Source organism: Mesorhizobium sp. B2-4-13, assembly GCF_006658535.1.
Classification (GTDB): domain Bacteria; phylum Pseudomonadota; class Alphaproteobacteria; order Rhizobiales; family Rhizobiaceae; genus Mesorhizobium; species Mesorhizobium australicum.
On the sequence record NZ_VFVB01000002.1, the window covers coordinates 425,132 to 448,398 of the forward strand.

Consider the following 23,267-nt stretch of genomic DNA (forward strand, 5'->3'; position numbering starts at 1 on the left):
ATGAGCACGCGCAAGGATCGTCTGAGGAAACTGGTCAAGGTGCAGGGACAGCTGAAAGCCCTGCACGAAACCCGCCACGCCACCTTCGTCGCCGCGGCAAGCGCCGCCGAGACCGAGGCCCGCGAATTGATCGGCCATTTCGACCAGGACAATTCCCTCTCTAGCCTGTTCCCCGATCTCTATCATCGCCGCATCGCCCAGGCCGTCGTGCGCCAGGAGGAGAGCCTGGAAGGCGCGAGACAAGAAGCCGCCCTCATCGCCGCGGCAACCGCCCGCACGAACATGGTCGAGCGCGCCTACAGGGACCTGCGCAACCGCGACGAGCGCGAGAGATCAGACCGCGAGCGGCTGGACCTGATCGCGCAGAAGCGGGGACAGGAGTAATTGGCGGAGCCGGAACGTTGCCCGAACTCATCAATGTTGCGTAGAGAGTCCATCCGCCTGCCGGCTAACGTCCATGCTTACTTCCGTAACCAGCTTGCGGCGAAGGGCCATCACATAGTCACTCGGTCCCTTCGGCGTTATAACGAAGGCTTGGGAGCCGCCAATGACCGATTTGGCAAAATAGGATGCCAACGGTTGATCGGGATCCTCATCCTGCGTTGGAATGGCAATCGCGTTGATTGTATACCCCTTGGCAACGGCGTTCAGCCTGCTCGGCTGGACAGGAAGCCCATCATTATTCTCGCCGTTGGCTGAGATGTCGATTACTTTCTTTGCTGCCGTTCCCGGAAACTGGTCGAGCAGAAGGGCACCGACATCAATAGCCGACGATACGGACGTTCCGCTCCGCCCCCGACGGGCGAAGCCGGTATCTCCTTTCTTGCTGATCACCGATGCGGCCGCTCTGGCGTCTTCCAGCCCGCAGATGTTTGTCCACGGCAGCACGACGCGTGAGTGTCCGGGACTTGACCACTCAAAGTAGGCAACGCTGATGCAGCCGACGTAATTGCGCGCGATGGCGGCGATGATCTCTGGAGAAGTAAGTGCCGCAGCATGACCTTCGCGCTGTAGATCGGCGACCTTTGGATCGACCGAGGATGAGAAATCGACAGCGAATACTACGGCAACATCGACGTTGGCCGCCCAGGCCTGCGGCGCCCAAACCACCGAAGCTCCAAGTGTCCCTACCAGCGCCAAAAATAGGCCGGCACGCGTTGCTGGCCCTTCGGCTGACCGCTCTGTCCCCGATATCAGGGTACCCCTGCATATCGCGCACGCCTGCTCGCGAAAAGAGGCCGCTACGGACAGGGCACCTACGCCCCGATGCATACTACCCAACATGTCATTCTCCACCTCAAGACGGGCATTCTCAAACAGTTACTTTTCAACATGTGGAAATCTCGCGAAGAACCTTGCTCCGCGCGCCGAGCAGCAGCAGATCCGCCTTGGTCCATAGAAGGTAACAGCCCAGCAAACTCAGTTGCATGGCGAGCGCCGCGAAGGACTCGCCCAACCAGACCCGCGGGAAGGTCCCCCCGAGGGCTACGGTTGTCGCTAGCATTGCCGGCAACCGGCTGGCGAGCACTGCACTACGGAACGGATCGGGCCAGGCGAGGCCCCATATAGCGGCCGCCAACAGCAGCAGCAAATTGGCTCTGATCTCAGACACCCGGCACCCCTCAAGCCAAGTTCTTGATGACTCGGCCCCCTAACTCGCCGGACCTAGACAATCCTGCATCACGGCAGCGCTTGAGGGTGGGCCGCTACTGTTTGCGAAGCGTTAGTTTTGAGTTAGAATTTCGTCAGGCGGGGAGAGCAAATGCAAAATGAAGATAAGAACGAGACAAATAGAATCTCACTCTTCGGTGGTTTCAGGATCGAAAATGCCATGGCGGATTCGCTCCGGCTGACAGGAAAACGAGGGCCTGCGATCATCGCTTATCTGTCCCGGTCTCCAGGCATGGCAGCGACACGGGAGAGGCTGGCTGATCTATTCTGGAGTGACAGCGATAGCGAACACTCCCGCAACAGTCTGAGGCAAACCCTCAGTATTCTGCGCCGGGATTTATCGCGGGCAGGCGTGAATCTTATCCATTCCCGCGGGGAATCGATTGGCCTCACGCCAGACGCGGTTCGGGTTGACGTGGACGAGTTCGAAGCAGGCCTCACGGCCCGTTCTGTGCCGGAACTCGAAAAGGCTCTGGCGAACTACAACGGGCCGTTCCTCGACGGGTTTTATCTGGGAAGCGATGGGTTCGATGGCTGGGTCACATCCGAACGCGACAGATTGCTGAGCCGCGCACTTGAAGCTTTCGAAAAATTGGCCCGTCTCGTTGACACGGAAACCGGAATCATACTGGTCGATCGCGTTCTCGTCATGGAACCGACGCGGGAAGAGGCCTATCGGCTCAAGATGGAATTACTGCTTGCGTCGGGTCAACGCGACAGGGCGATCAGGACATACGAAGTTTGCAGAAGCATGTTGAAGAAAGAATTCGGGGTCGAGGTCGGCCCGGAAACGCGAGCGCTTTGGCAATCCATGCTGTCTACCGATACGGCGTCGAATACACAGTCGGCAAATACTGTTCCAGCCAACCAGCGCCACGGGCGCCCATCGATCAGCGTTGCCGACTTCATCAATCTGACCGGAAAGCAAGGCGACGACTTTTTCTCCAAGGGGCTCATGCAGGACATCACCACGGCTCTTTCCGAGGTGGCCGATTATGTCGTGCTCTCCGCACAGCCGCCTGCGGAGAAAAGTGGTGCCGAAGGAACCAAGATCCCGGGAACGCTCCGTGCGCGATACGTGCTTAGCGGCAGCGTCCAGAGATCGGGCAATGGGCTGAGGGTGAACATCCAGCTTGTCGATGCCGCTGGCGGCCACAACGTCTGGGCCCAGAAGTTCGACGGGCAGTCCGAGAATGCGCTCGAATTCCAGGACAGGATCGCACAGTCTGTTGTCTTGGCCGTGATCCTCGACCTTCAACTGACCAACTGGAAAGTCCGCGACAAGAGTCCGCCTGGTCCCCCCGAAGTGCGCAGGTTGGTGAACGAAGCTTTGATGAAGTATTTTGAGATGACCCGGGACTCGCTTCTGATCGGGCTAGAACTTGCCGAGAAAGCTGTCTCCATAGGCGTCGACAACGCGCGTGCGAAGCGGACGCTCTCGATTATAATTTCAATGGGCGTGGCGTTCGGCTCGTTACCCAGGGAGCCGGGCCAGATCGAGCGGGCGGTCGAGCTTGCGGCGGCGGCGGTACGGGCGGTGCCTGACGACGAAATCGCCCGCTGCATCCTGTCATTCGCGCTCGAAAGCTGTGGCCGCATCGACGAAGCGATCGCCGAATGCCAGCACGCGATCAGTCTCAATCCAAGCTATCCGACCGGCCACGGCGACATTTCGATGCTGTTGGCATTGCGCGGAGAGGTAAACGAAGCAGTGCGTGAGGCGAACGAGGCAATCCGGCTCGGAACGCATGACGTCATCGATTTCTGGCGTCATCATGGCTTGGTTGTCGCACTGTTTGCGGGCGGCGACGATCGGCGGGCGCTCGAAGTCGCCCGCAGGGTGGTCAGGACAAAGCCGGGATTTGTTCGCGGCGCCCTTTACTGGGCCGCGTCCGCGTCGGCGACCGGAAACAACGAAGAAGCCTCTAGGGCCATACACCATTGCCTGTCACAACTTCCTCATCTCAACCTGGGCAATGTCTGCCCCGGCTTTGTGCCTCGCTATGTGAAGGATCATCATCACGCGAGATTCCTCGAAATGCTGTCGAGAGCTGGCCTTCCTGCTTCCTGACGGAAGGTGGCTAGACGGCTTGGACCCGGCGAAACCAGATCAAGCCCGCCTCCGCAAGCCTGCCACAAGCTTGTTGAGGCATGGTCCTGGCTAAGGAAACCCGGCAAAAGGCGGACCTTCTTGGCGATTTCTCCACCCAGCGACATCGTGATGGATGTCGCCCGAGCTGCCGATCCGATGGATATCGAGGCCGCCCGCGCCGCGCTGACCAAGCGCGCCGGCAGCGTCGCCGGCACGTTTTCGGTCGACACCGCGGCTTCGGTCGATGCCGGCTCGATCCTGTCGCGCGCGACGGCGGACAAGGCCGCCGCGACAGCCGACCCGGCCAAGAAGTTCAAGAAGTTCGAGGCGATGGTCCTGCAGACCTTCATCCAGAACATGCTGCCCAAGGACACCGAGGGCGTCTATGGCACGGGTCTCGCAGGCGACATGTGGAAATCGCAGCTCGCCGAGCGTGTCGCCGACGTCATGGCTGACCGCGGCGGCATCGGCATCGCCAAGTCGCTGCTCGCCGACCACTACATGGACGGCAAGCGCAAGGTTCCGATCGGCCCGGTCTCGAATGGGCCGGAAAAAACCCAGATCGATCAGCAGACCCGTCTGTCCACGTCGCTCGTCCAGGAGCTGCAGCGCAAAGCCGCCAAGTCGATGACCGGCGACGAGACAACCAAAAAAACAGACATCAAGATCTAGGACTGGGAAACACATGGCCGACTCTTCGGAATTCACCGCCAAGCTGCCCGCGCGCACCACCGCGTCGGATGCACCGACTCCTTTCGCGCGGCCTGGAAACCTTGCCGCCATCATCGGCCGCATCGAGGAGGTGGTCGAGGAAGAGACCGCCGGCATCCGCAGCGATACAAGCTATGACCTCAAGGCGTCGAACGCCCGCAAGAGCCGCTATCTCTACGAGCTGACCCGGGCCATGAAGGGCGGCAGCGAAGCCGAATTCCTCGAGCAGCACCGCGAGGGCCTGACCCGGCTGCGCCAGAAGCTGGCGAAGAACGAAGCCGCTATCCTGGCGCATCTGAGCGCCGTCAACGAGGTCGCCAGCCTGCTGCGCAGTGCCATCCAGCGCGCCGAGACCGACGGCACCTACTCCGCCGGCGAGTTCGGCAGGATGAAAGGTTAGAGCGCGGCAATGCCGGGCTCGGGTTCAGAATGATCAAGGTCATCGCCATAGCGGTCTGGATCTGCGCCGCCACGCTCGGCGCGGTGTTCTATTCGTTCCAGGCCGCCGGTGAACAGGGCGTCGGTGAGAAACCCAAGCCGATGCTGGGCGGGCTGGACTACGTCAAGACCGACATCATTTCGGTGCCGCTGATCCACGATTCCAAGATCGACGGCTATTTTCTGGCCAAGCTCGTCTACACCGTCGAGCCGGAGCAGATAAAGAAGCTGTCGATCCCGGCCGAGGCGCTCATCACCGATCAGGTCTACACCTATCTCTACGCCAACCCCCAGATCGACTTCACCAAGAAGGCGACGCTCGACCTCGATGCCTTTCGCGCCGCGATCCGCGACACGATCAACACCCGGGTCGGCGCAACCCTGGTCCATGAGGTCCTGATCGACCAGGTCAATTTCCTGAGCAAGGATGAGATCCGCGACAACTGGCTGCGCCGGCGGCAGGATGCCAGCACCCCGGCGACCGAAACTCCCAAGCCGGTCAGCGCGCACTAAGCCATCGGCCCGGTGCCGGTGACTCTAGAGCGGCCAATCCCTGCAATTCGCGTTGACGTAAACGTCAATCCGAAGCTATATGCGGCAGCGATCATGATCGCCAGTGATGCCGCATGAACTTCGGCTGGACCGAAGTGCGTAGCGTGACAGATGCAACCAGACAGGGAGAACAGCGTGAGCGTTCAGGATATAGCCGAGAAGATCAAGTCGCGCGTGGCCAGCAGCGGCTTCGACCGTTCCGTGAAGTTCGACACCGGCAGCGACGGCGTCATCGTTATCGACGGCGCGACCGTCTCGACCACGGACGCTCCCGCCGACTGCACCATCAAGCTGTCGCTCGACGATCTGGATTCGCTGATCGCGGGCGACCTGAACCCGACCATGGCGTTCATGACCGGCAAGATAAAGGTCGAGGGCGACATGACCGTCGCCATGGCGCTGAGCCAGTTGATCGGTTGACAGGCGCGGCCGCCAGAAGCGACTTTGAGGTAAACGAAACGCCGCCTTTTCAGGCGGCGTTTCGTTTGAAGGGCAGTCGCGCTTAAGGCCTCATGCGGCCAAGGTCGGCGCCTGTGCCTTGAGCTTGCGGCCGGACGCCTTCAGCGTGCCCCTGGCGCCGTCAAGCACGCCCTCCACCAGTTCCAAGGCCAGCAGACGGTGCCGTTCGTAAGGCCCCGGCATGGCGAGCGCCCCGGTCCTGGCGGCCGAAAAGCCGAAGCGGCCATAGTAAGGCTCGTCTCCAACCAGCAGGATCGCAGCGTGGCCGAGGCGCGCGGCTTCCGCGATGGCATGCCGCATCAGCGCCGAGCCGATGCCGGCACTCTCGAGCGACGGGTCGACGGCGAGCGGGCCAAGCAGCAGCGCTGGCGGACCGCCCTCGCCCAGCGTGACATCCCATAGCCGCACGGTGCCGGCCACGCCGCCCGAGGCATCGCGTGCGACGAAGGCAAGCCCCTCCGAGGGCCGGCGGCCGCGGCGCAGCTTCTCCGATGATTTGGTCTTGCGCTTCGGCCCCATGGCGCGATCGAGCAAGGCTTCGCGCGCCGCCACGTCGGCAGCGGTTTCGGCGACCATGGCGAAGGCCGGCGCATGAGCTACGAATTCGACTGACATTTCCATTTCCGCGATCCCTTCACGAGCGGAGATATGTTCCACAGGCGAGCCCAAGTGGGCGACGGGCGCCCACCTGGGATGATCTGAACAGCTCTAATGAGCCGTCAGATCACGTACGATCGGAGAGGCTCGAAGCCGTTGAAGGCGACCGCCGAGTAGGTGGTCGTGTAGGCGCCGGTGCCTTCAATCAGCACCTCGTCGCCGATGGTCAGCGACAAGGGCAGCGGATAGGGCGTCTTCTCGTACATCACGTCGGCCGAATCGCAGGTCGGGCCGGCGAGCACGCAAGGCGCGGTCTCGCTGCCGTCATGGCGGGTGACGAGGGGATAGCGGATCGCCTCGTCCATCGTCTCGGCCAGACCACCGAACTTGCCGATGTCGAGGAACACCCAGCGCACATTGTCGTTGTCGGCCTTCTTCGAGATCAGCACGACTTCCGACTTGATGACCCCGGCATTGCCGACCATGCCGCGGCCCGGCTCGATGATCGTCTCGGGAATGGCGTTGCCGAAGTGCTTGCGCAGCGCCGAGAAGATCGCCTGGCCATAGGCCTGGGCCGCCGGCACGTCACGCAAATAGCGCGTCGGGAAGCCGCCGCCCATATTGACCATCTTGAGGACGATGCCTTCTTCCGCGAGCGTCGCGAACACCTTCTTGGCGTCGGCCAGAGCACGGTCCCACGCGGTCAGGTCGGTCTGCTGCGAGCCGACATGGAACGACACGCCATGGGCGTCGAGGCCGAGGCCCCTGGCATGGCGCAGCACGTCGACGGCCATGTCGGGCACGCAGCCGAACTTGCGCGACAGCGGCCACTCGGCGCCCTCGCCATCGGTCAGCACGCGGCAGAACACGCGGGAGCCTGGAGCGGCGCGCGCGATCTTCTCGACTTCCTCGACGCAATCGACCGCGAACAGCCGGATACCGAGCTGGTAGGCGCGTGCGATGTCACGCTCCTTCTTGATGGTGTTGCCGAAGGAGATGCGGTCCGCCGGCGCACCGGCGTCCATCGCCATCTCGACTTCGGCAACGGAAGCGGTGTCGAAGGACGAGCCCATCGCAGCAAGCAGGCGCAGGATTTCCGGCGCCGGGTTTGCTTTCACCGCATAATAGATCTTGGAATCGGGCAGAGCCTTCTCGAAGGCGCGGAAATTGTCGCGCACGACGTCGAGGTCGACGACGAGGCAGGGGCCGGACGGACGTCGGGTGGCGAGGAAGTCGAGGATGCGCTGTGTGGCCATCGGGTTTCTCCATCGCGCCTTTCGGCGCGCACAAGGGTGCGGGCGCGGGCTGTCGGCCTCGCGAACACGCGGTCAAACAAAGGCGGGACGGAAAATCCATGGAACCAGCCGGTGGAGACCCCGGAACCATGAAACGCCGTCTCGCGGCGATGAACCTTAGCCTTGCCCGGCTTCGGTTCGCTTTGTCTGCCTTGGCTTGGATTGGGAGAACCCCGTTCCGCACTGCCGGCAATGAAGGTGTGCCTCTTCAGTAACCCCGGTCTTTGGACAACCGGCAGAGAACCAGAAAGGCCCGCACCGTCGTTGCTTCAAGGTGTCCTCGGTCTGGCGGTTGGCCGCTAAACCGACTGGAGGGGTTAGCTCCAGTTACCTTACCGATTTCCCTCACCATTCGAGGATCGGCGGACACCCACAGGCACGTGCGACTTTGGGCAAGCGCGATATAAGAGCGAAGCATTTCACAATCAATAAAAATCGTATCGCAGGTTGTAAAATTTCTGGCATCGAACAATGTTGGCCAACCGTATACGGATATCGAACGATGACAGGCACGCACGGCCCTTTCAACGCCTTTCTCGACCTTCGCCAGATGCCGGTGGCGCATGCCGAACTTGGACCCCTGGCCGGCCTGCGGCTGGCGGTCAAGGATATTTACGACGTTGCCGGCTACCGTACCGGTTGCGGCAATTTGCAGAAATTCGCCAATGGCCACGCCGCTTCGCGCACGGCGCCGGCCGTGCAGGCAATTCTCGACGCCGGTGCGCGCTTCATCGGCAAGACGCAGACCGACGAACTGGCCTTCGCTCTATTCGGCCAGAACGCGCATTTTCCGTTTCCGGTGAACCCCGCGGCTCCCGACCGTGTCACCGGAGGCTCGTCGTCGGGGTCGGCGGCGGCGGTGGCGGGCAGGTTGGCCGACATCGCCACGGGGTCCGACACCGGGGGTTCGATCCGCGCGCCGGCGAGTTTCTGCGGGCTGATCGGGCTGCGCACCACGCATGGTCGCATTTCCCTCGACGGCACCATGCAACTGGCGCCGAGTTTCGACACGTTCGGCTGGTTCGCCGACGACATCGAAACCTATGAGACTGTCGGCAAGCTGTTGCTTGGCCGCGATCCGCACCAGCATTCCCTGGACCGCCCGCTGGCGCTCGGCTGGCTGGACGAGATGGTCGCCCGGCCGGCGGCCGCCGAATATGCCGGAATGAAGGCGCTGGTGGGCACGGTGTTCGGCACGCCGGCGACGCCAGCGACGCGCTTCAGCTCGTCCCCGGACGAACTCTACTGGTGCTTTCGCCGCCTGCAGGCCAAGGAGGCCTGGACAGTGCATGGCGAATGGATCACCAGCGGCGAGCGCGAGCTCGGGCCCGGCGTCGAGGAACGGTTCGGCTTTGGCCGTGCGGTCGACGACCGGACAGCACAGGCCGAGAAGGTGCGCCGGCTGACCTTTCGCGGCGAACTCAGCGCCTTGCTTGGCAAGGACGGCTTCATTGTCCTGCCGACGGTGCCGGGTCCGGCACCCTATGTCGCCAGCACACCGGAGCAATTCCAGGCCTACCGCGAACGCGCGCTCCATCTTCTATGCCTGGCCGGGCTCTCCGGCTTTCCGCAGATCACCTTGCCGATCGGCTCGGTCGCCGGCGCTCCGTTCGGCCTGTCGCTGCTTGGCCCTTCCGGCAGCGACATTGCCCTGATACGGCTCGGCCGAAAACTTCTCGACGCAGCACAAAGAGCCTGAACAATGGACACACTGACCCGCATGCGCGCCTTCATCGACGTCGTCGAGGCCGAAGGCTTTTCGGCGGCGGCGCGCAAGATCGGCCGCTCCAAGGCGCTGCTGTCGAAATATGTGCGCGAGCTGGAGGACGAGCTCGGCGCTCTGCTGCTGAACCGCACCACGCGCCAGTTCTCGATGACCGAGGCCGGCCACACCTACTACCGCCGCGCCTCGGAAATCGTGCGCGAGGTCGATAGCCTGGCCGACGCCGTGCGCGAGTCCTCCGGCGACGTGCGCGGCCGCATCAAGCTGTCGGCGCCGCGCACCTTCGCCGACGCGCCGATCGGCCAGTCGCTGATCGACTTCGCCAAGCAGTATCCCGACATCGTGCTCGACATCCAGCTCGACGACCGCTTTGTCGATCTGGTCGAGGAAGGCTTCGACCTTGCCGTGCGCATCTCGCGGCTGGAGAACTCGTCGCTGATCGCCAGGCGGCTGGCGCCGTTTTCGATCAAGCTCTGCGGCTCTCCAGAACTGATCGCCAAGCATGGCATGCCGACGCGACCGCAGGATCTCAGCCACATGCCCTGCATCGTCGACACCAATGGCCGCGGACTGAACAACTGGCCCTTCAAGGGCGACAATGGCGATCCGGTGAGCATCGCCGTCTCCGGCCCGATCGAGGTCAACAGCCCGATGGCGGCGCGCGCCGCGGCCTTGTCGGGGCTTGGATTTTGCATCCTGCCGGATTTCATCGCCGCCCCAGACCTCAAGAGCGGCCAATTGGTGGCGGTGCTCGACGACCGCATCCTGTCGGGCGGAGGCATCTTCGCCGTCTATCCGCATCGCCGTTACCTTCCGGCGAAGGTGCGCGTTTTCGTCGATTTCCTGGTGCAGTGGTTCAGGACGCGCGAGAGCGCCTGACCTGCCCCAGCAGCCCGGATACCGCACGCTTTTGAGCTCTCCTGCATGCGTGGCTCTATCCAAAGCCTCGCGCACTTTTGGGTGACATGCGCCCGCAGTCCCAATTTCGCCCCCTTTCTGGTAACCTTCGACCACGCTCTCGAAAGCCAAGGGAATCGCGACCGCGAATGCATCTGAAACGGCACGCAATCATGCTGGCCTCGGCCTTGGCGGCGATCTTTGCCGCGACAGGACCGGCCGAGGTGCATCCGCACGTCTTCGCCGAGGCGCGCCTCGACGTGGTCCTGTCCCCGGATCACCAAAGTGTGAAAGCGTTGCGTCATCTGTGGCGCTTCGACGATCTGTTTTCGAGCACGGTGATGATGGAGTTCGACAAGAACTCCGACCTGAAGCTTGACGACAAGGAGCTGAAGGAGGTCGCCGACACCGTCCATGCCTCGCTGGCCGAGTTCAATTATTTCCAGCTCGTCACGCAGGACGGCAAGGACGTGGCGATGACGCCGCCGCCGCATCTGATGGCCAATTTCGACAACGACCAGTTGATCATCCTGTTTGAATCCGAACCGAAGGCGCCGATCAAGCTGTCCGGCACGATCGACATCGGCGTCTACGATCCGACCTTCTACACGGCGATCGACTTCACCGAGGATTCCAACATCACCGTCGAGGGCCTGCCGTCGAACTGCACGAGCAAGGTCGTCCGGCCGGACCCGGACGAAGCGATCAAGGAAAACCAGAAGACCCTGACGGATGCCTTCTTCAACGATCCGACAGGCACCGACATGAGCAAGATCTTTGCCACCAAACTCGAACTGACCTGTCAGCCAGAAGGATAGATCCGGTGAACCCGATCGGGAACTGTTCGAAACCGTCCCTGCGTTTGGCAGTCGGCCTGTTGGCCCTTGCCTTTGCCATGATGCATTTCGCCAATGCCGCGCACGCCCAGAGTTCGCTCGGCATCGGCGTCAATGACGGCATGGCACCCACCACCGGTCCGTTCGCCCATATCCTGATGTGGATCAATCTGAAGCAGCAGGAATTCTACCGCGCGCTGGCGACCGCCATGAAGGCAATGCGCCAGGACAACAGCAAGATCTGGATACTCATCGGCCTGTCCTTCGCCTATGGCATTTTCCACGCCGCCGGCCCCGGCCACGGCAAGGCGGTGATCTCGTCTTATATGGTGGCCAACGAAGTGGCGCTGAAGCGCGGCATCCTATTGTCCTTCGTCTCGGCGCTGCTGCAGGGCCTGACGGCGATCCTGGTGATGCTGCTGGCCTATTTCGTCCTGCGCGGCACCACCATCTCGATGACCGATGCGGCCTGGTTCATGGAGATCATGAGCTTTGCCCTGGTCACCCTCTTTGGCGCCTGGCTTTTGTGGCGCAAGCTCGGCCCAGCCGTCCTGCGCCTGTTTGGCAAGGGCCCGGCCTACAGCCTGTCGGCGGCTCACGCCGGTCATTCCCATGCCGGCCATTCGCATGGCGCTCACGACCATGCGGCGCACGCTCATTCCCACGCACTGCACGGGCATGGCGATCACGACCATGGGCATGGCCATTCGCACGATCATTACGGCCACGGCGCGCATGATCATGCGCATCACGACCACGCCAGCGGCGAGGTCTGCGACACCTGTGGCCACTCGCATGCGCCCGATCCGGCGCTGCTGTCGGGTGACCGCTTCGACTGGCGCACCGCCTGGTCGGCGGTGGCCGCCGTCGGCATCCGCCCTTGCTCCGGTGCGTTGATCGTTCTCAGCTTCGCGCTGCTCAACGGGCTCTGGCTCGGCGGCCTGCTGTCGGTGCTGGCAATGTCGATCGGAACCGCGATCACCGTCTCGGGCCTGGCCACACTGGCGGTGACCGCCAAGAACTGGGCGGTGTATTTCGCCGGCGACGGCCGCATGGGCAACCGCATCCACTCGATCGTCGAGATCGGCGGCGCGGCCTTCGTCTTCCTGTTCGGACTGCTGCTGCTGTCCGCGAGCCTGACGGGCAGCGTTTAGACCCTACCATTCCGTTGGAATGGGATAGGCACCGTGCGCTACTGACCGGGAATCTTGCCGCCCAGCTCATCCTCGATATGCGCGCGGATGATCTCGTCAAAACTCTTTTCGGCACTGAAGCCAAGTTCCCTTGACCGCCGCGCCTCGAAGCGGGTCGGCCAGCCCTTGACGATTGCCCAGATCGTCTCGTCGGGCACCTCGCGGATCAGGCTTGTCGCCTGCGATCCAGCCACCCGTTCCAGCGCCTCGATCTGCTCGCCAACGGTGACGGCGACACCCGGCATCGTCAGGTTGCGGCGCGGCCCCACGGCTGCGCCCTCGATCTCCGCGCCATGGATCAGGAAACTCACCGCCGAGCGCGGGCTGGCATGGGTGTGCACGACCGAGCGCGGCACCGGCAGGATCGCCTCCTGCCCGCTCAAGGGTTCACGAATGATACCGGAGAAGAAGCCGGACGCCGCCTTGTTGGGCTTGCCGGGCCGCACGCAGATCGTCGGCAGCCGGATGCCGATGCCGTCGAAGAAGCCGCGCCTGGAATAGTCTGCCAGCAGCGCTTCGCTCATTTGCTTCTGCGTGCCGTAGGAGGTCAGCGGCGTCGGGTGGAATTCGTCCGGTATGACATCCGGGAACGGCGCGCCGAAAACGGCGATTGACGACGTGAAGACGACGCGCGGCGCAAACCCTGCCAGGCGGATGGCGTCGAACAGCGCACGCGTGCCGTCGAGGTTGACGCGGTAGCCGAGGTCGAAATTCGCTTCCGCCTCACCCGACACGATGCCGGCGAGGTGGAAGACGACATCGGGGCGCGACACAACCAGGCTTTCCGCGGCGCCTGCTTCGGCAAGGTCCCCCGTGTGCAGCGCGACGCTGACGCCGTCCATGGCTGGCGCCTGCGGCGGTACGATGTCGTGCAGGTCGAGCGCGGTGATCTTCTCGCCGCGCAGCGTGCCGTCCTTGGCCAGCCGGGCGATGAGCTTGCGGCCGACCATGCCCGCGGCGCCGGTGATCAAAATGCGCATGTCCGATATCCCTTACTTCCGATTTTTGCGCTGGGTGCGCGCGCGCAACCAGAACACCAGGAAAAACGCCAGCACGAAGACGGTGCCGAAGATACCCGCCAGCACGGTCGAATAACTGCCGAGTGCCAACATCACGGTCGGCAGGTAGAAAGCGGTAATGCCGAACAGAAGCATGATCCAGACCGCCGCAATGGCCGCATTGCGCGTGTCACGGTCCATCATGCCGCACCGGAACGGCGGTCGTTCATCGAGCTGAGTTGCAAAGCTGGAGGACTCCTGAGGCAGGTCCGATCAACGGTCATCGATCGATCCTAGTGATAGTGGCCGTGATGCGCGGCCGCACCGTGCTCATGCTCGTGATGATGGTCGTCGCCATCGTCGGCGCACCGGCCGAATTCCGGTTCCACGGTGGCATGGCTGATGCCGTGCTCGCTGGCAAGCCGCTTCTTGATGGCGCTGACCGCCTGATGGGCATCGACGCCCTCGTTGAGGCAGGCATGCAGCGTCGCCATGCTGCTCGACCCGTCGAGCGACCAGATGTGCATATGGTGCACCTCGCGCACGCCCTGGACCGTTGCCTGAATGTCCCCGGCGATCAGGTCGCGATCGAGGCTTGGCGGCACGCCTTCGAGCAGGACGTGGGCGGCGGCGCGCATCAGCGACCACGCGGTGGACAGGATCAGCAGCGATACCAGCACGGACAGGATCGGGTCGATCGGCGTCCAGCCGGTCGCCAGGATGACCAGTGCCGCGACGATCGCGGCTGCCGAGCCGAGCAGATCGCCGAGCACATGCAGGATGGCGCCGCGCATGTTGAGGTTGTCTCGATCGCCGCCATGCAGCACCAGGAAGGAGCCGATATTGACCAGCAGGCCGAGGATCGCCACCACCAGCATCGGCCCGCCCAGCACCGGCGCCGGTGTCAGCAGGCGATCCCACGCTTCGTAGACGATCCACAGAGCGATCACGAAAATGGCGATGCCATTGGTGTAGGCCACCAGCGTCTTGACGCGGCCGAAGCCGTAGGTGAGCTGGCCGGTTGCCGGCCGGCCCGCCAGATGGAAGGCATACCAGGCCAGGCCGAGCGCAATGGCGTCGGCGAGCATGTGGCCGGCATCGGCCAGCAGCGCCAGCGACCCGGTAAACAGGCCGCCGAGCGCCTCGGCCACCATGAAGCCGGCGGTCAGGCAGGCCGCGATCAGGACGCGCTTCTGGTCCGTCGACCCATGCACATGGCCGCCGCCGTGATCGTGCCCGCTGTGATCGTGGATATGCGCCAAATGGCAAACTCCCGTTAGGCGCCGAATTCCGCGCGAAAATCCTCGAGCCGGCGGTTCTGCTGGCCATTGGCGTCGAAGTTGGCCGGATCGAGCCAGGCTTCATAAGCCTTGCGCAGAGCCGGCCATTCCTTGTCGATGATCGAATACCACGCGGTGTCGCGGTTTTCACCCTTGACGATGAGATGCTGGCGGAAAATACCCTCGAACTTGAAGCCGAACCGTTCCGCCGCGCGCTTCGACGGCTCGTTACGGTTGTTGCACTTCCATTCGTAGCGGCGATAGCCGAGCTCGTCGAAGATGTATTTCATGAACAGGAACTGCGCTTCCGTCGCCGCCGGCTTGCGCGAGATGAGCGGTCCCCAGTAGATGTTGCCGATCTCGATGACGCCATAGGTCGGATCGATGCGCATCAGCGTCTGGCGGCCGGCGACCTTGCCGCTTGCCTTGTCGACAATGGCGAAGAATAGTGGATCCTCGCTCGCCTCCACCTTGTCCAGCCAGGGCTGGAAGGCGGCGCGGGTTTCCGGCGGATAGTCGGGCAGCCACGCGAAGCGGCCGTCGACGTCGGCCACGGACGACGCTTCATAGAGGCCGTCGCCATGTGTTGCGGCACTCAATGGCTCGAGCCTGACATAGCGGCCCTCTAGAACCTTGCGCTCCGGGCGCGGGCGCGGCTGCCAGTCTTTGAGATTTTCCGACACCGAAAACTCCAATCCGTTTGACTTTTGCGGGCGGACGCTCACAAAAACGCTCGCCAACAGTAAGAACCACAGGGACGGGAAAAATGCTCCACACGATTTCGGCCTTCGACCGTCTCGGCGAGGAAAACGCTTTTGCCGTGCTGGCCCGGGCAACGGCGCTGGCGAGCCAGGGCCGCGACATCGTCAATCTCGGCATCGGCCAGCCCGACTTCAAGACGCCGCTGCACATCGTCGAGGCGGCGATCAAGGCGCTGCGTGACGGCCACCATGGCTACACGCCGGCCAATGGCCTGCTGGCGACCCGCGAGGCGGTGGTGCGGCGCACGCTGACGACCACCGGCGTCGAGGTCTCGCCGGAGGCGGTGATGATCCTGCCCGGCGGCAAGCCAACCATGTTCGCCGCCATCCTGATGTTCGGCAAGCCCGGCGCCGAGATCCTCTATCCCGACCCCGGCTTTCCCATCTACCGCTCGATGATCGAGTTCACCGGTGCAACCCCCATTCCGGTGCCGATGCGCGAGGAGAACGGCTTCGCCTTCTCGGCCGAAGAGACGCTGGGGCTGATCACGCCGAAGACCAGGCTCTTGATCCTCAACTCGCCGGCCAACCCGACCGGCGGCGTCACCCCGCGCGCCGAGATCGAGAAGCTGGTCAAGGGGCTTGAGAAGCATCCAGACGTGGCCATTCTCTCCGACGAAATCTACGATGTCATGACTTATGACGGCGAGACGCATTGCTCGCTGCTTGGCTTTCCCGAGATCCGTGACCGGCTGATCGTGCTCAACGGCTGGTCCAAGACCTGGGCGATGACCGGCTGGCGCATGGGCTGGTCGATCTGGCCGAACGGCGACAAGGGCGCCCACCTCTACGACAAGGTGCGCAAGCTGGCGGTCAATTGCTGGTCCTGCGTCAACGCACCAAGCCAGTTCGCCGGCATCGCGGCGATCGACGGCCCGCAGGATGACGTCGACACTATGATGCGCGCCTTCGACAACCGCCGGAAAATCGTGGTCGAGGGCCTGAATGCCCTGCCAAACATCTCCTGCATCACGCCCAAGGGCGCCTTCTATGCCTTCCCCAATGTCTCGAAGACCGGCTGGAAGGCCAAGAAACTCGCCTCGGCCCTGCTCGACGAGGCCGGTGTGGCGCTGATCGGCGGCCCCGATTTCGGCATTCTCGGCGAAGGCTACATCAGGCTCTCCTACGCCAATTCCGAGGAGAACATCCTGCGCGCGCTGGAGCGGATCGGGGCGTTTCTGGCCAAGTGAGCATCAGCGTCGCCGCGCGAGCCGGATAGCTTGCCACCGCATTCCATGACGGTGTCATGAGCCGTCCGGAGGCGCGCAGCCAAGGCTGTGCGGGCATACCGAAAACGGCTACGAATTCCCGTATCAGGACCAATGAGGGAATCTCGCATGTTCTATGCAATCCTTGCCTATCACGTGGAAGATGCGATCGAGGCGCTGACGCCGCAGGAAGATGCGGCGCTGATGGCCGAGTTGCTCAAGATCAACACCAGGCTTCATGCAGAAGGCACGCTTGGGCCGTCGGCGCGTTTGGGCGCGACGGCGGATGCCTGCACCTTGCGCGGCCCGGGCGACGGTATGATCATCGATGGGCCCTTTGCCGAGACCAAGGAACAGTTGCTCGGCCTCTATGTCGTCGACTGCGTCACCAGGGATGACGCCATCGCGATCGCCCGCGATCTTCGTCGTGTCAATCCGACCGCCGTTTACGAGATCAGGCCCATTCTACTCTTCAAGCCTGGCGTGCCGCTGGCGGAAAAATGAGGCCCGGGCGAAAGCGCTGCCGGCACGCGCTGCTCACCCACGCCCCACGAACGGCATCTTGGTCGCCATCACGGTCATGAACAGCACGTTGGCGTCGAGCGGCAGGCTGGCCATGTGCACGACCGCGTCGGCGACGCGTTGGACATCCATCACCGCTTCGGCTGATATCGAGCCATTGGCCTGCGGCACGCCGACGGTCATCGGCTGCGCCATGTCGGTCAATGCATTGCCGATGTCGATCTGTCCGCAGGCGATGTCATAGGGGCGGCCATCGAGCGCCAGCGTCTTGGTCAGCCCGGTGATGGCGTGCTTGGTCGCCGTATAGGGCACCGAGCCCGGGCGCGGCGCATAGGCCGACACCGAACCATTGTTGATGATGCGGCCGCCCATGGGCTTCTGCTTGCGCATGGCGCCGAAAGCCGCGCGCGCGCACAAGAAAGATCCGGTGAGGTTGACGCCGACGATATCGTTCCAGACCTCGACCGAGATCTCGTCGATCGGCGTCGACTTGTAGCCCATGCCTGCATTGTTGAAGAGCAGATCGACCCGCCCGAAAGCCTCCGCCACGGTCTCGAACAGATCGTCGACCTCACCGGCCTTGCTGATGTCGCAGGCAACCGCCAATGCCTTGGCCTCGGTCGGCCCGATCTCGGCGATCGCGGCATCCAGCACCGGCTTGCGGCGCCCGCAGAACACCGTATTCCAGCCGGCCTTGAGCAATGCCGTGGCTACGCTCTTGCCGATCCCGGTGCCGGCCCCGGTGACGATGGCGGTCTTTTGCTCGGTCATGGCTGATGTCCTCCGGCAGCGATGTGCGTGCTCGCCTGATCTACAAATTTGGTTCGGGTGGAGAAGGCATCGCAAATGATGGCAGCGATGGCAAGCGCGGCCACTGGGACATGGCCTCGAAAAGTGAACCCATTTACTTGGAGGGCAGCCGGCGAGGACGGACAAAAAGGGCGGTCATTGGCGACCGCCCTGATCTGAACCGGGCTTGGGAGGAGGAAAAGCCGATCCGACTGTGTAGAATCATGCGCTTCCTGAGTTAACGAAAGGTTAACGCCTCCACGGCCTGTGTGCCAATCCGGGTTACCACTGCGGATTGGGTGGCGTACCCTCGGCCGTGGGCACTTTCGCCGCCGAAACCGTCGCCTCGACATGGTCGATCAGCGAGTCCGGCAGGCCGAGCCGCCCGGCAAGCAGGTCGAGGTAACCGCGCTCGGCGCGCGTGTCGGGGTCGATCGTGAGGCGCGACGCCGTGTAGAGTTCGAGCTTCTGCGCATCAGTATGAGCACCCGCCACCAGCGTGTCGAGGTCGAGTGGGCTCTCCAGTTCCGCCATTAGGAATTTTTCCGCATCGGTGCCGATCCCGGCGAGGCTGAGCTTGCCGGCGATCTTCCGCCGTTCTTCGTCGTCGACATGGCCGTCGGCCTTGGCCGCCGAGATCATCGCCCGCACCAAGGTCAGCGTGAACTCATCCTCGCCTTGCGGCGCCTGCGACGGGTGGAAGGCGGTGTCCTTGGGCGGCGGCAGCAATTCCGGCTCGCCGGCGGCGGGCACCTGTTCCGGTGCGTTGCCGGCCTTGTAGTTCTGGTAGGCCTTGTAGGCGAGACCACCGATGGCGGCCAGTCCGCCGAGCTTCACCGCGGCACCCGTCACCTGCCGGCCGGCGCCGGTCCCAAGCAGCACGGCGGCCAGCGCACCGGCGGCCAGCGGATTGTCCTTGGCCATCTGCACCGCTTGGCCGGCCTTGTCGCGGACCGTGCCGCTAGCACCGGGAACTTGCGAGCCGAGCAGATCGTCGAGAAGCTTCTTGGGATCGAACATCGATGCCTCCAGGATTTGCCCAGCCGAACGGGCAGGTTTCGAACGCCGAAGACGTAGGTCCCGAAGCTTGACATTGCAATGACAGTGCCCCGGTTTGCCCGGCCCCGGCGCCCTCGATCAGGACCCGATGTGCGGTCCCCTGCCCCGCGCTTGCGCGAACTCGACCTGTCGCTGCCGCTCCGCGTAGCGCTTCCGGTCTTCGTCCGAGCGGGCGTCAAAACAATGCGGGCAAGAAACGCCGGCGGCATATCGAGGCGAAGCCAGCTCGCTTGCCGTCAGCGGATGGCGGCAGGCACGGCAAAGCTCCGCATCACCCTCGGTGAGGCCGTGCGACACCGAAACCCGCTCGTCGAAGACGAAGCACTCGCCTTGCCACAGGCTCTGCTCCGCTGGAACCTCCTCAAGGTATTTGAGGATGCCCCCCTTGAGGTGGAACACGTCCTCGAAGCCGAGTGACTTCACATAGGCGGTCGCCTTTTCGCAGCGAATGCCGCCGGTGCAGAACATCGCCACCTTGCGTCCTTCGAGATCCGCCCGATGCGCTTCCACCCAGGCCGGGAATTCGCGAAAGCTCGCCGTCGCCGGGTCGACGGCGCCCTTGAAGCTGCCGATCGAGACCTCATAGGCGTTGCGCGTATCGATGACGATCGTGTCGGCTTGCGAGATCAGCGCATTCCAGTCGCCCGCCTCCACATAGGTGCCCGCACTTGCCGCCGGGTCGATGGTCTCGACGCCCATGGTGACGATCTCGCGCTTCAGCCGCACCTTCATGCGGTGGAAAGGCATGGCCGCGGCACTGCTGTACTTGACCTCGAGACCCGATAGGCCGTCGATCGCTTCGATGTGTTCGATCAGCGCGGCGATCGCTTCGTCGCTGCCGGCGACGGTGCCGTTGATGCCCTCATGCGCCAGGAGCAGCGTGCCCTTGATGCCGCGCCCGCAGCAGAAGGCCGCAAGCGGCGCCCGCAACGCCTCGAAAGCATCGAGCCGGGCAAAACGGTAGAGCGCGGCGACGCGGGCTGGCTGGGATGGCGCGGGCAGTGTTGTCATTGCCAGAGCAACTAGACGCTAGTAGAAGCCGATTCAAGTGAAACGGGTTCGATCCGTCTGTCATGGCCCTGTCGGGAAAGAACCTTTAAGCTGAGCGGCAACGCGTGACATCGCGCCGCGATGGGTTCCGTGGACAGGGCAATACCTGTCTGCTAATCGGTTGAAATTCCCTTCGATACGCCCCCGACAAGGAGAGACCGAATGTCCAGCAAGACCGAGAACCTCCTGTCGCTCCTCAATGGCCAGCCGGTCATTCCGGTGTTGAAGATCGCCAACGTTGCCGATGCGGTGCCGCTGGCCCGTGCCCTGGCGCGTGGCGGTTTGCCGGCGATCGAGATCACGCTGAGGACCGCGGATGCGCTCGAAGCGATCCGTCGAGTGGCGGGCGAAGTCGAGGAAGCCATCGTCGGCGCCGGCACCGTTCTGGATGCCAGCCAGTTCGACGAAGCGGCCGCGGCCGGTTCGCGCTTCATCGTCAGCCCCGGCATCACCCGCGAGCTTCTGGCTGCCGCCTCCGACAGCGAGGTTCCGCTGCTGCCCGGCGCCATCACGCCCGGCGAGATCATGGCCGCGCGCGAAGCCGGCCTTCGCTTCCTGAAATTCTTCCCGGCCGAACAGTCCGGCGGCATCGCTTCGCTCAAGGCTTTTGCCTCGCCGCTGGCGGACGTCAAGTTCTGCCCGACTGGCGGCATCACCGGCAAGAACGCGGCCGATTATCTCAGCCTGTCCAATGTCATCTGCGTCGGCGGCTCATGGGTGGCGCCCGACGACATGGTCAAGGCCGGCAAGTGGGACCAGATCGAAGCGCTCGCACGCGCTGCCAGCGAACTCGGGAAATAGCGTCTTTCCGCACGGCATGAAAAACCCTGCCGACGAGCGTCGACCGGGCCTTTCTGACTGGCTAATCCAGACTGCGATCAGTTGCAGACCTTGACCGTCTCCGTCACTTTGCGATGGTGCCGCCAGTGCGTCACCACCCTGGTGCGGCAGTGCTTCTTGATCATGTGCATATGATTGTCGGTCTTGACGACAACGGTCTCCGCCTGTGATGGCGCGATGGCGGCCGATGCTGCCGCCACCGCCATAACTGATGCCAATATAATCTTTTTCATGAGTATCCTCGGGTTGGAGCGTACCCACACTAAACCGGAAATGAGCGGGCCGTTCCCGCTTCACGAGAAGTTCAGCCGCGCGTGATCCTCAGGGGTCGGAGGCCGCATGCATCGCACGCTGGGACAGCAAAAAGCCGCGCGGGTCGCCCGGCGCGGCCTCATGCTGCGGCCTGTTCGTTACTTCGTCTGGAAGCGGGCGACAGACAGGAACTTGACGGCGTTGCCGGTAAAGCGATTGGCGTCGGCCACCTGATTGTCCTGCTGGAAGCCGGCCGTATAGACCTCGCTCGGCGGCGTATGCACGATGTTGTAGGCGTAACCCGGCGCGGTCGTCGCACTCGAAACGGTGGCGACGTTCTCGCCGCTGGTCAGTGCCCAGCGGGCGGCCTGCGGCGCTGCGGCAACCACCACGGCCCTGGGGCCAGGCTTCTGATCGCGGGCGGTGGCCCTGGCTTCCTTGCGGGTCGTCTTCACACCGGCGCCGATCGCGGCGGCCGGATCCGAACCGGCCGGCCGGCCGGCAACAGCCTGGCGCGGCGACGCCGCATCGACACCGGACGGATCGTTGAAGGCCGAACGCGGTTCTACGGACAGCGAGGCCAGCTGATATTCGTCGGCGGCGCCGGCCTTGGCATTGGCCTCGTCGAGCACGGCCTTGACGGCATCCGGCTTGGCCGGCTCGGGACGCGCCGTCGGCAGCACGGAGAACGCATCCGTCGCGGTCTTGCCTTGGTCAGCCGTTTCGGCCAGCGCCATCAGCACATCCTTGCTGGGCGGCGGCGCGAGATCCGCCGGCAGCGTGCGTTCGGGACGCCATGTCGGCAAGGGGATATTGTTGACGGCGACCTGCGCCGGATCGGCCGCCGCTGCCAGCGCCGCCGGATCGGCCTTGCCGAAAGGCATGTTCGCCGGCGCCTGCGCGGTCGCCACGGCCTGTTCCGTGGTGGTCGTCGCATCCGCCGTGGCGAAGGGAACGTTTTCAGGCGTCTGTGCGCCGACATCGGCCTTCGGCCGAGGCGCGAAATCGGGCAGCGGGATTTCCTTGGCCGGCAGCGCCGCGATGATTGTCTCCGGCGTGTCCTTCTCCGGTTCCGGAGCCTGCTCGTCGGCAATCTGCGGAATGTCGGCGCGCTGGGCATTCTCGGGGGCCACGATGGCGATGCCAGGCAGGTTGCCGCTCTTGGCTGTCGCGGCCGGCTTCAGATTTCTAGCCTTGGGCGCGGGTGCGGCCGAAGCGGTCTCGACGTCTGCGCTGTCGTCGGCCTCGTCATCGCCACCGCCGCCGAAGAAGGCAGCGAGGAACCCGCCGGATTTCTTGCCGCTGCCGCCAGCGCTGGCCACTTCGATATTCGGTGTGCCCGAACCCTTGCGCGACTTGTAGGAGGCCAGCGCCTGTTCATAGCCGGGCAGCGGCCGGCCATCGCTCGGCACATGCAGCGTCTTGCCATTGGGGAACAGGCTGACCAGTTCCTGGCGGCTGATGCCGGGCCAGTGGCGCACATTGCCGACATCCATGTGGACGAATGGCGAACCGGAGGTCGGGTAATAGCCGACACCACCGCCCTGCATCTTGAGGCCGATGTTGCGCAGCTTCTTCAGCGGTACGCCGGGAATGTAGAAATCCATCGCCTTGCCAAGCATATGCTGGCTCTTCTCGGCGACACCGCGGCTGCGGCTGCGCAGCATCGAATTGGTGGACGGCGAACGGTAGCCGCAGACGACCTGGATATAATCGGTGGCGCCACTTTCCCGATACGCCTCCCAGACCAGATCCAGCAGACGCGGGTCCATTTTGGTCGGCTCGTTGCGACGCCAGTCGCGCAGAATGATGTTGATCTTCCTCAGGCCTTCGGGAACGTAGCGACCATTGCGCTTGTAGACGATCTCCGCCTTCTCATGCGTGTGAAGATGGTAGAGCTTCAGTGAACGAACTTCGGCCTGGGCGCCCGTGGCGGCCGCGGCAACAAAACCAAATGCGACAATCACCGCCGCCAACCATCTCGGCCAGACGCTCAAATGATAGTGCCGCCCGTTTGTGAGTCGTTCGATTCTGTTCAAATCAA

Annotated in this window: 26 protein-coding genes; 13 read left to right on the top strand and 13 right to left on the bottom strand. The window is 63.6% G+C overall.

The features are described from left to right. On the top strand, positions 1 to 384 hold the full coding sequence (locus tag FJ936_RS06210; protein ID WP_140619426.1) for a hypothetical protein: 384 nt from the start codon (positions 1 to 3) through the stop codon (positions 382 to 384). 30 nt (positions 385 to 414) lie between these two features. On the opposite strand, the gene FJ936_RS06215 is transcribed toward FJ936_RS06210, so the two are convergent. Further along, entirely contained in the window at positions 415 to 1,284 is an 870-nt protein-coding gene (locus FJ936_RS06215) for a DUF1194 domain-containing protein (RefSeq protein ID WP_141906228.1), read from the bottom strand. 43 nt (positions 1,285 to 1,327) lie between these two features. Continuing rightward, complete coding sequence (locus tag FJ936_RS06220) at positions 1,328 to 1,612, bottom strand: hypothetical protein (RefSeq protein ID WP_181171431.1); 285 nt, start codon at positions 1,610 to 1,612, stop codon at positions 1,328 to 1,330. 150 nt (positions 1,613 to 1,762) lie between these two features. Between FJ936_RS06220 and FJ936_RS06225 the strand changes: the two genes are divergently transcribed. The 5 genes from FJ936_RS06225 to FJ936_RS06245 all read left to right on the top strand — a co-directional run bounded on the left by FJ936_RS06225 (position 1,763) and on the right by FJ936_RS06245 (position 5,884). Continuing rightward, positions 1,763 to 3,742 (top strand): BTAD domain-containing putative transcriptional regulator, encoded by a 1,980-nt coding sequence (locus FJ936_RS06225; protein WP_141906229.1) that lies wholly within the window; start codon positions 1,763 to 1,765, stop codon positions 3,740 to 3,742. 120 nt (positions 3,743 to 3,862) lie between these two features. Further along, complete coding sequence (locus tag FJ936_RS06230; protein ID WP_181171161.1) at positions 3,863 to 4,435, top strand: rod-binding protein; 573 nt, start codon at positions 3,863 to 3,865, stop codon at positions 4,433 to 4,435. Positions 4,436 to 4,448: 13 nt separating this feature from the next. Continuing rightward, positions 4,449 to 4,874, top strand: coding sequence for a hypothetical protein (locus tag FJ936_RS06235; RefSeq protein ID WP_015315880.1), 426 nt, complete (start codon positions 4,449 to 4,451; stop codon positions 4,872 to 4,874). Between the two features lie 29 nt (positions 4,875 to 4,903). After that, a complete protein-coding gene (locus FJ936_RS06240) occupies positions 4,904 to 5,425 on the top strand; it encodes a hypothetical protein (RefSeq protein WP_140789067.1) in 522 nt (173 codons plus the stop codon). A gap of 174 nt (positions 5,426 to 5,599) precedes the next feature. Then, positions 5,600 to 5,884, top strand: coding sequence for an SCP2 sterol-binding domain-containing protein (locus FJ936_RS06245; RefSeq protein WP_015315878.1), 285 nt, complete (start codon positions 5,600 to 5,602; stop codon positions 5,882 to 5,884). Between the two features lie 90 nt (positions 5,885 to 5,974). Here the strand turns inward: FJ936_RS06245 and FJ936_RS06250 are convergent, their stop codons facing one another. Both FJ936_RS06250 and odc2 read right to left on the bottom strand, forming a co-directional pair. After that, positions 5,975 to 6,544: an N-acetyltransferase gene (locus FJ936_RS06250; protein ID WP_140789065.1), complete on the bottom strand. Its 570-nt coding sequence runs from the start codon at positions 6,542 to 6,544 to the stop codon at positions 5,975 to 5,977. Between the two features lie 98 nt (positions 6,545 to 6,642). Next, positions 6,643 to 7,776, bottom strand: coding sequence for an ornithine/lysine decarboxylase (gene odc2, locus FJ936_RS06255; RefSeq protein WP_015315876.1), 1,134 nt, complete (start codon positions 7,774 to 7,776; stop codon positions 6,643 to 6,645). Between the two features lie 541 nt (positions 7,777 to 8,317). Here odc2 and FJ936_RS06260 point away from each other — a divergent pair. The 4 genes from FJ936_RS06260 (at position 8,318) to FJ936_RS06275 (ending at position 12,425) form a co-directional block, all read left to right on the top strand. After that, positions 8,318 to 9,514, top strand: coding sequence for an amidase (locus FJ936_RS06260; protein ID WP_140789063.1), 1,197 nt, complete (start codon positions 8,318 to 8,320; stop codon positions 9,512 to 9,514). 3 nt (positions 9,515 to 9,517) lie between these two features. Then, positions 9,518 to 10,417: a LysR family transcriptional regulator gene (locus tag FJ936_RS06265; RefSeq protein WP_127275856.1), complete on the top strand. Its 900-nt coding sequence runs from the start codon at positions 9,518 to 9,520 to the stop codon at positions 10,415 to 10,417. Positions 10,418 to 10,584: 167 nt separating this feature from the next. Then, a complete protein-coding gene (locus tag FJ936_RS06270) occupies positions 10,585 to 11,253 on the top strand; it encodes a DUF1007 family protein (RefSeq protein ID WP_140619413.1) in 669 nt (222 codons plus the stop codon). A gap of 77 nt (positions 11,254 to 11,330) precedes the next feature. Next, entirely contained in the window at positions 11,331 to 12,425 is a 1,095-nt protein-coding gene (locus FJ936_RS06275) for a nickel/cobalt transporter (RefSeq protein ID WP_246680424.1), read from the top strand. A 38-nt stretch (positions 12,426 to 12,463) separates the two neighbouring features. Here the strand turns inward: FJ936_RS06275 and denD are convergent, their stop codons facing one another. The 4 genes from denD to FJ936_RS06295 all read right to left on the bottom strand — a co-directional run bounded on the left by denD (position 12,464) and on the right by FJ936_RS06295 (position 15,425). Further along, positions 12,464 to 13,444, bottom strand: a complete 981-nt coding sequence (gene denD / locus FJ936_RS06280; protein ID WP_015315871.1) for a D-erythronate dehydrogenase — start codon at positions 13,442 to 13,444, stop codon at positions 12,464 to 12,466. 12 nt (positions 13,445 to 13,456) lie between these two features. Beyond that, positions 13,457 to 13,666 carry a hypothetical protein gene (locus tag FJ936_RS06285; protein ID WP_140661799.1) on the bottom strand — a complete coding sequence of 70 codons (210 nt, stop codon included), beginning with the start codon at positions 13,664 to 13,666 and terminating at the stop codon, positions 13,457 to 13,459. A gap of 89 nt (positions 13,667 to 13,755) precedes the next feature. Then, entirely contained in the window at positions 13,756 to 14,724 is a 969-nt protein-coding gene (locus tag FJ936_RS06290) for a cation diffusion facilitator family transporter (protein ID WP_140789061.1), read from the bottom strand. Between the two features lie 14 nt (positions 14,725 to 14,738). Beyond that, on the bottom strand, positions 14,739 to 15,425 hold the full coding sequence (locus FJ936_RS06295) for a GNAT family protein (protein ID WP_141906230.1): 687 nt from the start codon (positions 15,423 to 15,425) through the stop codon (positions 14,739 to 14,741). An 83-nt stretch (positions 15,426 to 15,508) separates the two neighbouring features. On the opposite strand from FJ936_RS06295, the gene FJ936_RS06300 reads away from it, so the two are divergent. Together FJ936_RS06300 and FJ936_RS06305 are read left to right on the top strand one after the other, a co-directional pair. Beyond that, complete coding sequence (locus tag FJ936_RS06300) at positions 15,509 to 16,693, top strand: pyridoxal phosphate-dependent aminotransferase (RefSeq protein ID WP_141906231.1); 1,185 nt, start codon at positions 15,509 to 15,511, stop codon at positions 16,691 to 16,693. A 147-nt stretch (positions 16,694 to 16,840) separates the two neighbouring features. Then, the gene (locus FJ936_RS06305) at positions 16,841 to 17,215 is read left to right on the top strand and encodes a YciI family protein (RefSeq protein ID WP_141906232.1); all 375 of its coding nucleotides are present in this window, start codon (positions 16,841 to 16,843) and stop codon (positions 17,213 to 17,215) included. 33 nt (positions 17,216 to 17,248) lie between these two features. Here the strand turns inward: FJ936_RS06305 and FJ936_RS06310 are convergent, their stop codons facing one another. From FJ936_RS06310 to FJ936_RS06320, 3 genes are all read right to left on the bottom strand, one after another. Beyond that, positions 17,249 to 18,004 (bottom strand): SDR family oxidoreductase, encoded by a 756-nt coding sequence (locus FJ936_RS06310; protein ID WP_141906233.1) that lies wholly within the window; start codon positions 18,002 to 18,004, stop codon positions 17,249 to 17,251. A gap of 300 nt (positions 18,005 to 18,304) precedes the next feature. After that, positions 18,305 to 19,042 (bottom strand): tellurite resistance TerB family protein, encoded by a 738-nt coding sequence (locus FJ936_RS06315; protein WP_140823128.1) that lies wholly within the window; start codon positions 19,040 to 19,042, stop codon positions 18,305 to 18,307. A gap of 117 nt (positions 19,043 to 19,159) precedes the next feature. After that, positions 19,160 to 20,092, bottom strand: a complete 933-nt coding sequence (locus FJ936_RS06320; RefSeq protein ID WP_140823127.1) for a rhodanese-related sulfurtransferase — start codon at positions 20,090 to 20,092, stop codon at positions 19,160 to 19,162. Positions 20,093 to 20,293: 201 nt separating this feature from the next. Here FJ936_RS06320 and FJ936_RS06325 point away from each other — a divergent pair, with 201 nt between their 5' ends. After that, on the top strand, positions 20,294 to 20,932 hold the full coding sequence (locus FJ936_RS06325; protein ID WP_140619401.1) for a 2-dehydro-3-deoxy-phosphogluconate aldolase: 639 nt from the start codon (positions 20,294 to 20,296) through the stop codon (positions 20,930 to 20,932). Between the two features lie 77 nt (positions 20,933 to 21,009). On the opposite strand, the gene FJ936_RS06330 is transcribed toward FJ936_RS06325, so the two are convergent. Next, positions 21,010 to 21,204 (bottom strand): hypothetical protein, encoded by a 195-nt coding sequence (locus FJ936_RS06330; RefSeq protein ID WP_140619399.1) that lies wholly within the window; start codon positions 21,202 to 21,204, stop codon positions 21,010 to 21,012. 177 nt (positions 21,205 to 21,381) lie between these two features. Then, positions 21,382 to 23,190 carry a DUF882 domain-containing protein gene (locus FJ936_RS06335; RefSeq protein WP_224596384.1) on the bottom strand — a complete coding sequence of 603 codons (1,809 nt, stop codon included), beginning with the start codon at positions 23,188 to 23,190 and terminating at the stop codon, positions 21,382 to 21,384. Positions 23,191 to 23,267: the final 77 nt, after the last annotated feature.